The sequence below is a fragment of the Lachnospira hominis (ex Hitch et al. 2025) genome (genome assembly GCF_040096395.1).
In the GTDB taxonomy this organism is placed as follows: domain Bacteria; phylum Bacillota; class Clostridia; order Lachnospirales; family Lachnospiraceae; genus Lachnospira; species Lachnospira hominis.
In genome coordinates this window covers 303,533-315,543 of sequence record NZ_JBBMES010000001.1, presented here as the reverse complement: position 1 = coordinate 315,543, position 12,011 = coordinate 303,533, and the positions used below count along the sequence as shown (strand labels likewise).

The 12,011-nt window shown below is 36.1% G+C and carries 13 protein-coding genes and 2 other annotated features (1 of these 15 cut by a window edge); all 13 genes read right to left on the bottom strand.

Annotated elements, in window-relative coordinates:
* Positions 1-6: 6 nt before the first annotated feature.
* Positions 7-375, bottom strand: coding sequence for a PAS domain S-box protein (locus WMO38_RS01430; protein WP_349161122.1), 369 nt, complete (start codon positions 373-375; stop codon positions 7-9).
* A gap of 67 nt (positions 376-442) precedes the next feature.
* Positions 443-3,094: a valine--tRNA ligase gene (locus WMO38_RS01425; RefSeq protein WP_349161120.1), complete on the bottom strand. Its 2,652-nt coding sequence runs from the start codon at positions 3,092-3,094 to the stop codon at positions 443-445.
* Positions 3,095-3,175: 81 nt separating this feature from the next.
* Positions 3,176-3,422 (bottom strand) — a binding site (T-box leader).
* 72 nt (positions 3,423-3,494) lie between these two features.
* Complete coding sequence (locus WMO38_RS01420) at positions 3,495-4,220, bottom strand: polysaccharide deacetylase family protein (RefSeq protein WP_349161118.1); 726 nt, start codon at positions 4,218-4,220, stop codon at positions 3,495-3,497.
* 64 nt (positions 4,221-4,284) lie between these two features.
* A complete protein-coding gene (locus WMO38_RS01415) occupies positions 4,285-4,779 on the bottom strand; it encodes a CarD family transcriptional regulator (protein WP_021865416.1) in 495 nt (164 codons plus the stop codon).
* Between the two features lie 221 nt (positions 4,780-5,000).
* Positions 5,001-5,555, bottom strand: coding sequence for a DUF6465 family protein (locus tag WMO38_RS01410; RefSeq protein ID WP_349161116.1), 555 nt, complete (start codon positions 5,553-5,555; stop codon positions 5,001-5,003).
* A gap of 23 nt (positions 5,556-5,578) precedes the next feature.
* Positions 5,579-5,830 (bottom strand): HPr family phosphocarrier protein, encoded by a 252-nt coding sequence (locus tag WMO38_RS01405; protein WP_349161114.1) that lies wholly within the window; start codon positions 5,828-5,830, stop codon positions 5,579-5,581.
* A 109-nt stretch (positions 5,831-5,939) separates the two neighbouring features.
* Positions 5,940-6,251 carry a DUF3837 domain-containing protein gene (locus tag WMO38_RS01400; protein WP_021865419.1) on the bottom strand — a complete coding sequence of 104 codons (312 nt, stop codon included), beginning with the start codon at positions 6,249-6,251 and terminating at the stop codon, positions 5,940-5,942.
* Positions 6,252-6,253: 2 nt separating this feature from the next.
* Complete coding sequence (gene trpA, locus WMO38_RS01395) at positions 6,254-7,045, bottom strand: tryptophan synthase subunit alpha (protein WP_349161111.1); 792 nt, start codon at positions 7,043-7,045, stop codon at positions 6,254-6,256.
* Positions 7,045-8,238 (bottom strand): tryptophan synthase subunit beta, encoded by a 1,194-nt coding sequence (gene trpB, locus WMO38_RS01390; protein WP_021865421.1) that lies wholly within the window; start codon positions 8,236-8,238, stop codon positions 7,045-7,047. Before trpB ends, trpA begins: the two co-directional genes overlap by 1 nt.
* On the bottom strand, positions 8,231-8,902 hold the full coding sequence (locus tag WMO38_RS01385; protein WP_349161109.1) for a phosphoribosylanthranilate isomerase: 672 nt from the start codon (positions 8,900-8,902) through the stop codon (positions 8,231-8,233). Before WMO38_RS01385 ends, trpB begins: the two co-directional genes overlap by 8 nt.
* On the bottom strand, positions 8,889-9,674 hold the full coding sequence (gene trpC / locus WMO38_RS01380) for an indole-3-glycerol phosphate synthase TrpC (protein WP_349161107.1): 786 nt from the start codon (positions 9,672-9,674) through the stop codon (positions 8,889-8,891). The genes WMO38_RS01385 and trpC overlap by 14 nt, the downstream gene beginning before the upstream one ends.
* 15 nt (positions 9,675-9,689) lie before the next feature.
* Complete coding sequence (locus WMO38_RS01375) at positions 9,690-10,259, bottom strand: anthranilate synthase component II (protein ID WP_021865424.1); 570 nt, start codon at positions 10,257-10,259, stop codon at positions 9,690-9,692.
* Positions 10,256-11,677, bottom strand: coding sequence for an anthranilate synthase component I (gene trpE, locus WMO38_RS01370; RefSeq protein ID WP_349161105.1), 1,422 nt, complete (start codon positions 11,675-11,677; stop codon positions 10,256-10,258). Before trpE ends, WMO38_RS01375 begins: the two co-directional genes overlap by 4 nt.
* Before the next feature lie 47 nt (positions 11,678-11,724).
* Positions 11,725-12,011, bottom strand: a binding site (T-box leader) (it continues 46 nt past the right edge of the window).

Sequence of the window (12,011 nt, the reverse complement as noted above, 5' to 3'; positions counted from 1 at the left end):
AAAAACCTATTTAACAGGCTTTGTATATCCTGTAATATCAGCCATTCCAACCTCTAATACACGATGTCCTTCCAAAAGTTTATTCTGAATATTTACAAAAGAAACAACCTCAAGAACCTTTCCGTCTTTTGTCACCATTTCATGCTGATAACATGCAAAACGGCTCTCTATAAACTTGGCACGCAAATCTGCAATTATTTCATTATATTCTACATCAGGCATAAGCTGTTTGAATATAAGTCCATTTTTTATATCTTCATCAGTATAACCGAGAAGCTGTGTAAATCCTTCATCAACATCGAGAAGCTTTCCGCTTCTCATCTCCATTGAATAACGACCATTAGGTATTGAATGCATCCTTCGCATATCTGACATAATAACCTCCATTTCCGCACATTATCATGTGCAAGACAAACTTTGTGAAATTGCCGTTTTACATATATTACTTTGTAAGTGCCTGTAAACGTTCTCTTACCTGTGCAAGCATCTGCTGATACTTCTCAAGCTTTGCCTTTTCTTCATCAATCTTTGCCTGTGGTGCTTTTGATATAAACTTTTCATTGCCAAGCATACCTTCGCAACGCTTGATTTCTCCGTTTAATCTGCCTTCTTCTTTCTTTAAACGCTCGATTTCTTTGTCAATATCAACAAGTTCTGCAAACGGAATATAAAGAACAGCTCCCGGAATTACTGCTGACACAGCATCATCAGGTATACCTGATTTATCGCTCTGTACTGCAACTTCACTTGCATATGCAAGTGTTGCAAAGAACACGCTGCCGTTTTCAAATATATCTCTTATTAAAGCATCTTCTGACACAACATAAACCTTAGCTTTTCTGCTAGGTGCAACATTCATCTGTGCACGAACATTACGGATATTTCTTACCGCTTCCTTTATTGTCTGTATTGCAACTTCCTCATCAGGGAAATTGAACTTTTCATCATATACAGGCCAGCTTGAAATCATGATTGATTCCTCATCATCCTGGATATTGCAGAAAATCTCTTCTGTAATGAATGGCATATAAGGATGAAGAAGCTTTAAAGCATCAATAAGTACAGTCTTTAATGTCCATATTGCTGCATTTTTTGTTGTATCTTCATCATTGTAAAGACGAGGCTTAACCATCTCAATATACCAGTCGCAGAATTCTTCCCATATGAAATCGTTAAGTTTTGCAACAGCAATACCAAGCTCATATTTTTCCATATTTTCAGTAACTTCTGCAATAAGATGATTCATCTTTGATAAAATCCACTTATCGGCTGCAGTAAGATTATCCGGCTGTTCATCTGTTGTCTTAATCTTATTATCAGGGTCATTCATCATAATGAATCTAGAAGCATTCCATACTTTATTGGCAAAGTTACGGCTTGCCTCAACTCTTTCCCAATAAAAACGCATATCGTTACCCGGTGCATTACCTGTTATAAGCGTATATCTTAACGCATCTGCACCATACTTTTCGATAACTTCAAGTGGATCAATACCATTGCCTAATGACTTACTCATCTTGCGTCCCTGTGAATCTCTTACAAGACCATGGAATAATACTTTGCCGAAAGGCTTCTTGCCCATATGCTCATATCCTGAGAAAATCATTCTGATTACCCAGAAGAAAATAATATCATAACCTGTTACAAGTACATCTGTAGGATAGAAATAATCAAGTTCTTCTGTCTTTTCAGGCCAGCCGAGTGTTGAGAATGGCCAGAGTGCTGATGAAAACCATGTATCAAGTGTATCGGGATCCTGTTCAACATTAGTGCTTCCACACTTAGGACATGTACATACTTTCTCAGCTGATACTGTCATCTCACCGCAGTCCTTACAATAATATGCAGGAATTCTGTGTCCCCACCATAACTGTCTTGAAATACACCAGTCGCGGATATTGTCTGTCCAGTTAAAATATGTCTTATCCATAGATGCCGGCATAAGCTCAATATCGCCATTTTTTACACCTTCAACTGCCGGTTTGATAAGTTCATCCATCTTTACAAACCACTGCTGTTTAATCATAGGTTCAACTGTTGTCTTACATCTGTCATGTGTACCAACATTGTGAACGTGGTCTTCTACTTTTACAAGAAGTCCAAGTGCATCAAGATCTGCGACCATAGCCTTTCTTGCTTCGTATCTGTCCATTCCGGCATATTTTCCACCGAGATTATTAATTGTAGCATCATCATTTAAAATATTAATTTCAGGAAGATTATGTCTCTTTCCCACTTCAAAATCGTTAGGGTCGTGTGCAGGAGTAATCTTAACAACGCCTGTACCAAATTCCATATCAACATATTCATCTGCAATAACAGGAATAGTTCTGTCTGTGAGAGGTAACTGTACCTGTTTTCCAATTAAATCCTTATATCTGTCATCCTTAGGATTTACAGCAAGTGCAGAGTCACCAAGAAGTGTCTCAGGTCTTGTTGTTGCAATTTCAACAAATCTTCCCTCCTCGCCGACAACCGGATAATTAATATGCCAGAAATGTCCAGCCTGCTCCTCATGTTCAACTTCCGCATCAGAAATAGATGTATTACATACAGGACACCAGTTTACAATTCTTGAACCTTTGTAGATAAGTCCCTTATTATAAAGATTGATAAATACAGTCTGGACAGCCTTTGAACAGCCCTCGTCCATTGTAAATCTCTCTCTGTCCCAGTCACATGAAGAACCAATTTTTCTAAGCTGGCTTGTAATTGTTCCGCCATACTCTTTCTTCCATTCCCATGTTCTCTTTAAGAAACCTTCTCTTCCGAGTTCATGCTTATCAATGCCTTCTTCTTTGAGTGCATTTGTAACTTTTACCTCTGTTGAAATGCTTGCGTGGTCAGTTCCGGGCACCCAGAGTGCTTCATAGCCCTGCATTCTCTTAAATCTGATAAGAATATCCTGCATTGTGTTATCAAGTGCATGTCCCATATGAAGTTTACCTGTAATATTTGGTGGTGGCATAACGATAGTAAATGGTTTCTTGCTTCTGTCTACTTCTGCATGAAAATATTTCTTATCAAGCCACTTCTGATATAATCTGTCCTCAATCTCAGACGGATTATAATTCTTTTCTAATTCCTTGCTCATAAAATTCTCCTTTTTCTCATTGTCCGCATAAATATTATTGCGACATATGCACAAAAAAGCCCTTTGCAGGGCTTATGCCTTGCAAAGGGCGAATAATCGCGGTACCACCTTTGTTCAATTGCCGTAATCCGCTTTGATTATCAAGCGGAAATCGTACAATCCTTATTAATATTCTTTAACGTGAATAACTCCGTTATAGCTTACTCTAAGTTCAGCTATACTGCTCCAAAGCTACATTCAGCCACACATTTCCAAAGCTGCCTTCCAGCCTGTGGACAGCTCTCTCTTCTGGCAGTAATGACTTACTCCTCTTTTTCACTGCATTTATTTTTTCATTATTAAGTTAATAATAATCTAACCAAATAAAAAAAGCAACCATTTTTCAAAAAAAGTTACACTATTAATCCAGCATAAGCTGGTCAACTGTCACAAATACGAATCCTTTCGATGATAACCGGTCTATTATTTCAAGTGCCGCCTCCACAGATGAATCATATATATCGTGTAAAAGAATAATATCACCATTTTTAACTTTATACACAACATTTTTTACAACATATGCAGTATCTGTCGTTGCCCAGTCATCAGGGTCTATACTCCACAACACAGGAGTCATATTAACATGTGAAAGAAGTTTGTCACTATATGCACCATATGGCGGTCTAATATATTTCACATCTTCACCTGTTATACTTTTTATAATTTCATTTGTTTTATTTATTTCACCAACTGCACTTGAAATATTACATTCATCGAGTTTTATATGCGAGTATGTATGATTTCCAATCAGATGCCCTTCCTCATACATCCTCTTTACAACTTTCTCATTTGATTCTGCATTCTCGCCCACAAGAAAAAAAGTTGCTTTTACATTTCTCTCTTTAAGCCCATCTAACAGTCTGTTTGTTGTCCTGCTGCACGGTCCGTCATCAAATGTAATAGCAACTATTCTGTCATACATATAATCATTGCCGCCTGAAGCATCCGTTTTTTTTAATTCATTGACATTATCCGTTTTCGTTAAAAATCCAATAATAATAAATGCACCAATAGCCATAATTAAAAAAAATAATATAATCATTCTGACAATAATTCTTTTTTTTGCAAATTCAAAACTGGAAAACATATGCTCACCACAAGAATATCTTATTGCAAATATATGTAATATAAAAAAATAATATTCATTAATTCTATATGCCTAAATATGCGTCCATCTCATGTGTAACTTCTGTCAGTTCCTTTCCTGATGCTGCCGCAATCTCTCCATATAATAATTTTCTTGCAAGCGATAAAGTCCTGCTGTCTGCCGATTTCATTTTTCTTAAATCTTTTGCACGCTCATTTTTAATATTATATAAATGTCTTACAAGATGCATAAGCTGCTCTATATCCTGTGATTTTACAATTTCATCGTACTTTGCCGGAGAAAGTTTCTCATTAAGTAATTCATCTTTCACACAGTTTTTTGCCTTCTCAATAATTTTCTCACATTCATTTTTTGAAATAATACTTCTTATCTGTACTTTTGTACTATTTACAGGAGAATAAATTATTCCTTTATCATCATATACCGGCTGTAAAAAATAATAATCTCCTTCAATTCCCTTTATAGGAGGTGCTGCAATATCTTCAACTTCACAAACACCAACTATTCCATACACAACCTTATCATTTACTTCAAACATTTTTATTCCTCCGTTTCTGACAAGTAAACAAATCAATCCCCGTGCATTTCATACCTCGTAATATATTATACACTTTTATTAATTAATTTTCAAAAGAAAATTTTTAACATATTAAAAAAACATATTTAAAAAGCATAAAAAAACGGGATATACGACTGATGCATATAAATAAAATATACAGCAATACGTCTCCCGCCTTTTATGTAATATTTATTTAATTATTAAAAAAGTTCAACATCACCTGTTATTTTTTCATCAGCTACATAATAGCATTTATTATCTTCAGGCTTAACATACAGCTTAATATCTTTTGCTATTACGTTCTGTGCCTTTAAATCAGCTTCTACACGCTTAATAATTGCTGCCTGATTAACTGATTTACCCTCAAACTGAATAACAAATTCTTTCTTTGCTTCAGTGCTCTTTTTAGATCTGCCAGCTGATTTCTTGACCGGAGTTTTTGCCTTTGCTGCTGTCTCTTTTGCAGTAGTCTCTGATTTCTTAGGTCTGCCTCTTCTTGGCTTTGGCTGTTCAGCTTCTGCTTCTACTGTTTCTTTCTTTTCAGCAGACTTTACTGTCTCTGCTTTTGCTGTAACAGCAGCTTCTGCCTTTACTGCTTCAGCTTTTACATTTTCTTTTACAGCCTCAACAACAGCTTCCGCCTTATCTTTTACAGCTTCAACTTTTTCTTTTACTGTTTCAACATTCTTCACAGCAGTCTCATCATTAACTGCTTCCTTTACATTATTCCTTCTGTAAGATGCTTTTCTACCCATTATGATTACCTCCTCATCCAGCATTATTTACATGCTAAAAAATTTTTTATAGTTTCAACTGCCTGTGTCTCATCTGCACCGTCAGCTGAAATTTCCACCTGCATGCCCTTCTTTAAGCCAAACGCCATCATACCCATAAGACTCTTAGCATTAATATACTTGCCATTATTTGAAACTGTAATATGGCTGTCAAACCTGCAGGCAGTCTGTACCAATTCTGCTACCGGATTACCATAAGCATTATTGATGTCTGCCACTTCTACCATTGCTATCATAGATTAACATTCACCTTATACTTTCTAAATTAATATTTTTTTAATACATGAACAAAATATACTCTATTAAACTTTTAAAGTCAACATCTATAATTTTTTTTGTTAATTTTTATACATTTTTGTCTTTAAATCCGCAGCTGTATAATTCTTCCATCTGATTGTCCATTTGTTCAGATGGTTCATAGCCTTCAAGCATTTCAACCATTCTTTTTATTTTTTTATCATCGGATGAAAACTGTCCCATATTGTCGAAAACTTTTTTCTTTAATTCTATTATATTTCCGTAATTTTCATACTGCTGCTGACCGCTTATTGCACAAAGCACCCCCAGTGCATATGCACATTCATAATTTCCCGTCATAATAGCATTTTCAAAACCACATTTTATCTGGACAGCATTTTTAGCAAGTAATGTCACCATTATTACATCTCTTCCTTAAATTTTTTAATATAATCTTTTACTGCTTCAGTTGAGAAATTACTCTCCTCAAGCAATTTAATGAAACGGCTTCCGACAATTGCACCATCTATAACATCTTCAAATGGTTTTACATCTGCTGCTGTCTTTATTCCGAATCCCATCATTACAGGAACATCACTCTGTCTTTTAACTTCTGCAAGATAATCATGAAGATTTTTATGAAAATCATGTGCATCACCACCGGTTACACCCATCTGTGATACGCAGTAAACAAAACCTCTTGAGCGTTTTACAATTTTAGCAATTCTGCCTCTTGAAACAGGTGAAACAAGCTCAATAAATACAGGTGCATTTTCAGTTTTATCTATAATTGCAAGAATTTCATCCTGCTCCTCATAAGGCAGGTCAGGAATGATAAGGCCGTCAACTCCGCACTCGGCACATTTCTTAACAAAAGCATCAAGTCCGTAATGATATGCTGTATTATAATACATCATAAAAAGAATTGGAACTTCACATTTTTCATCTCTTAATTCTTTCATTAGAACAAATACTTTTTCAAGATTTGCACCGGCATTAATTGCCTTTACAGAAGCATCCTGAATTACAGGTCCGTCAGCTACAGGATCTGAAAAAGGAATTCCAAGCTCTATTACATCAATTCCAGCTTCTTCCTGTGCAAGTATAATTTCTTTAGTTTTTTTCATATCCGGAAATCCGGCTGTCGTATATGTGATAAATGCCTTTTTATTATTTTCTTTTAAATAATTCATTCTTGATTCTATTCTGTTCATTATTTGTTTGTCTCCTCTCCGTTAAGGTATCTTTGTACTGTATTGACATCTTTATCGCCGCGGCCTGAAAGGCATACAACAATTATTTTATCCTTTTCCATTGTCTTTGCTGCTTTAATAGCATACGCGAGTGCATGTGAACTCTCAATAGCCGGAATTATTCCTTCAAGCTTACAAAGTTCAAGAAGTGCCTGCATTGCCTCATCATCTGTAACAGAAACATACTGTGCACGTCCGCTGTCACGAAGATAAGCATGTTCCGGTCCGACACCGGGATAATCAAGACCTGCTGAAATTGAATGTGCAAGTTCAATATTACCGTCTTTATCCTGTAAAAGATATGTCTTCATTCCATGAAGAATTCCTACTTCTCCAAGTGCCATTGCACTTGCATGTTTTCCTGTCTCAATTCCAAGTCCGCCAGCCTCAACTCCGACAAGCTTCACATCTTTATCATCTATAAAATCAGCAAACATTCCGATAGAATTTGAACCGCCGCCGACACATGCCATTACAACATCCGGAAGTCTTCCTTCTTTTTCAAGAATCTGCTTTCTTGCTTCCTTTGAAATAACACGCTGGAATTCTTTTACCATCTTAGGATATGGATGAGGACCTACGGCAGAACCGATTATATAAAATGTATCTTCTGCTCTTTCTGCCCATGTTCTTATCGCCTCATTAGTGGCATCCTTTAATGTTGAACTTCCACTTGTGACAGGCTGTACTTTTGCACCGAGCATTTCCATTCTGAATACATTTAACTTCTGTCTCTCAATATCTTCAGCCCCCATAAAAACTGTACATTCCATATTAAAAAGTGCTGCACCTGTAGCTGTCGCAACGCCGTGCTGTCCTGCACCTGTCTCGGCTATAACCTTTGTTTTTCCCATTCTTTTTGCAAGAAGAATCTGTCCTATTACATTATTAATTTTATGAGCTCCCGTATGATTTAAGTCTTCTCTCTTCAAATAAATTTTCGGGCCATATTTTTCGCTGAGACGTTCTGCATAATAAAGAGGTGTTTCTCTTCCAACATACTCTTTGAGATAATAATTATACTGTTTAATAAATTCAGGGTCCTTAATCGCCTCATCAAATGCTTTTTCAAGCTCATCAAGCGTATTCATAAGTGATTCAGAAACATACTGTCCACCAAATTCTCCATAATATCTGTTATCTTTTTTATCCATAATTTTTCTCCTGCTCTTTCCTTATATTTTTTATGAATTTTTCTGTTTTTTCTCTGTCTTTTCCTGCACCTGTATCTTTTTCGACACCCGAACTTACATCGACAACATCAGGATTAACCTGTAATACCGCCTCTTTTACATTATCGGGATTAAGCCCGCCTGCAAGAAAAAATTTTTTTCCGCTGTATTTTATTTTTTCTTTTATGCCATTTATGCGGTGCCATCGGAAAGTTTTTCCGCTTCCAGGCACCCCGGCATCAAAAAGAATGCCATATATTTTGTCATTTTTAATCAGTTTTTCAATTTCATCATTAAAATTACTTTCTGTTTCTGCACCGTTAATTTCATCAGGCATATTGACAGCCCTTATTACCGGAATTGTTATTTTTTCAAGAATATCATCAGGCATATCTTTGTGTATCTGTATGTAATCAAATCCCACATCCGTTATTGCTTTAATCTGATTTATGTCGGGTGAAACAACAACAGCAGTTTTTTGAATATTTTTATCAAGCTTTTTTATCATTTCTGCTGCCCTGTCTATTGCAATATTTCTTTTGCTCTTTTCAAAGAAAAGCACCATTCCGGCATAATCAGGTTTTAATTCATTGATTATCCCAATATCCTCATCATATTTTATTCCGCATATTTTAATTCCCGTCATAAATTGCCTTCCATTCCAACGCGAGTCCTTTTGGATTTTCGTTTTCCATAAATGCTGTTCCTATAAGAAGTGCATCGGCACCGCTTGCCTTCAAAACTTTTATGTCATCATCATCTAAAACGCCGCTCTCGGATACAAGAACCGTTCCTTCAGGTGCTAATGAAGCGAGTTTTTTTGTTGTATCCAAAGATACTTCAAATGTCTTTAGATTGCGGTTGTTAATTCCTATTATTTTAACTCCGAGATTAATCATTCTTTGCATTTCCTCTTCGTTATGAACTTCACACAGAACGTCAAGTGAAAGGCTGTATGCCAGGTCATATAATTCTTTGAACTTTTCATCGTCAAGTATTGCAGCAATAAGAAGTATTGCATCTGCCCCTATCACTTTTGCCTCATACACCTGATATTCATCAATTATAAAATCTTTTCGTATAATAGGAAGATTCGTAATCTTTCTTATCTGTTTAAGATAATCAGTATTTCCGAGAAAATAATCTTCTTCAGTGAGACATGATATCGCATCAACCGCATTATTATATTGGTCTATTCTGTCCGTAAGTTCAATTTTATTATTCATTTTTCCGTGGCTTGGCGATGCCTTTTTAAATTCGCCTATAATTGAAAGCCCCTGCTTTTTTAAAGCATTATAAAAACTTATCGGGACGCGTTTTTCATTTAATGCGAGATTTTTCATATCCTGTTCACTTACATTTTCTTTATGCCGGACAAGTCTTTTCTTTTTTGCAGCTACTATATCATCAAGAATCATTTCATTTCCTCCCGCTTAAATTCTGTCATTTACAAAGTTTTCTATCATTCGTTTGCCATGCTCTGTATATATTGATTCAGGATGGAACTGAAGACCTACTGTTTTATACTCTTTATGTCTCACAGCCATTATCTCACCGTCATCTGTCTTTGCGATAACCGAAAGGCAGTCAGGAACTGTCTCAGGTATTATTGCAAGTGAATGATATCTTGCCACCTTTACAGGCGAATCAATTCCTGTAAACACGCTTGTTCCCGTATGTGTGACAAGCGACTGCTTGCCGTGAAATATCTTTTTTGCATGGTCGATTGTTGCTCCAAACGCCTCACCTATACACTGATGTCCGAGACATATGCCAAGAATCGGAATCGCCGGTGCGAATTTTTTTATTACATCAAGACATATTCCGGCTTCTTTTGGGCTCTTAGGTCCTGGAGAGATGACGATTCTTTCTGGATTCATTTTTTCAATTTCTTCTATTGTAATTTTATCATTCCTTACAACTTTTATATCATCATTAAATGTACCTATATACTGATAAAGATTGTATGTAAATGAATCATAGTTATCAATCAGCAAAATCATAAATTTTCCTCCTCAACAAGCGTTTTTGCAAGTGCCATTACTTTGTTGCAGCATTCCTGATATTCGTTTTCCGGTACCGAATCGGCAACTATTCCGGCTCCTGCCTGAAGATATACCTTATCGCCTTTTTTAATCATTGTTCTGATTGTTATACAGAAATTCATATTTCCGTCAAATGCAAGATATCCTGTTGCACCGCCATAAAGACCTCTTCTTACTGTCTCTAATTCATCTATAATTTCCATTGCACGGATTTTCGGTGCACCACTTAATGTTCCTGCCGGTAAAAATGAGGAAACCATATCAAGCGGATGACATGAACCGTGTTTTTTTCCCTCAACAAGTGAAACAATATGCATTACATGTGAATACCTCTGGACTCTCATAAATTCTGTAACTTTGACACTGCCAATCTGCGATACCCTTCCGCAATCGTTTCTTGCAAGGTCAACAAGCATTACATGTTCTGCCTTTTCCTTTTCATCAGAAAGGAGTTCTCGCTCCAATGCTTCATCCTCTTCTTTAGTTTTTCCTCTTTTTCTCGTTCCTGCAATAGGACATGTATAAACATTGTTACCTGTCTGTTTTACAATCATTTCCGGTGAACTTCCGATTATCTCAAATTTTCCGAAATTATAATAATAAAGATACGGTGACGGATTAAGAACTCTTAATTGTTTATACAAATCAAATCCTGTCTGTTTAGTCTGTATTGTCCATCTTTGTGACAATACTGTCTGGAAAATATGACCTTCCTTAATATATTCTTTTATTTTATTTACTTTTTCAGAATACTGTTCAAGCGTATCCGACTTTTTTATTATCACTCCATCGTGATGATTTTTTATTTCACAGCTCTTTTTATTTTCATTTTCAGGAGTTCTCGCTTCATCAATAAGCTTTTCTGCCTCAGCAAGTGCTCTTTTCTTTCCCTCTTCGTTATCTTCGTCAAGAACGACCGCCGTAACCGTCTCTGCCATATGGTCTATGGCAATGAATTTAAGAGCAAGCATAAGCTGGATTGTCTCAATTCCAATCTCATCTTCATTATCATCCGGAAGATTTTCTGTATATCTTATAAAATCATATCCCAGACTTCCAACAAGTCCACCATTAAATTCATCCTGTGTTTCATCTGAATGTACTTCAAAAGAGCTGAAATATTCTTTTAATAAAACAAGTGGATTTCCTTTTAATTTTGTTACATTTCCATTGTTTTCAGTTATCACAAGACCATCTTTTTGTGACTGAACAAGTGCCTGCGGATCAACACCCATAAATGTATATTTTCCACTTTCTTTTTCATTACTTTCCATAAGGAAACCAACTCTGTCACTTCCGAGATTTTCATACATCCAGATAGCAGTTTCATTTACTATACTGACTGTCTTTTTGTATGCTCTTAAAACTTTTTTCATAATCCAACTCCTTTGCATATAAAAAGTCCCTGACAGCCATAAAAGCTGCCAGGGACGAATTAACGTGGTGCCACCCTTATTCACAAGATTGAAAATGTAGTCTATACATTGACATCCGCTCTGATGTCTGTATAAAAAAAGACATATCCAAACTGGATATGCCACCGTTTACAAAAACAAATCTTGTCTCATTCCGATACTTAATACCTGCCGGTATATAATATCTTTCCCCTGTAACGTGAGGCCACGTCGTAAGCTACTTATAAATTCACCTACGCATCTCCCAAACCCATTCCATAAAGCCTTCCATATCAGTTCACACCTGCCCTGACTC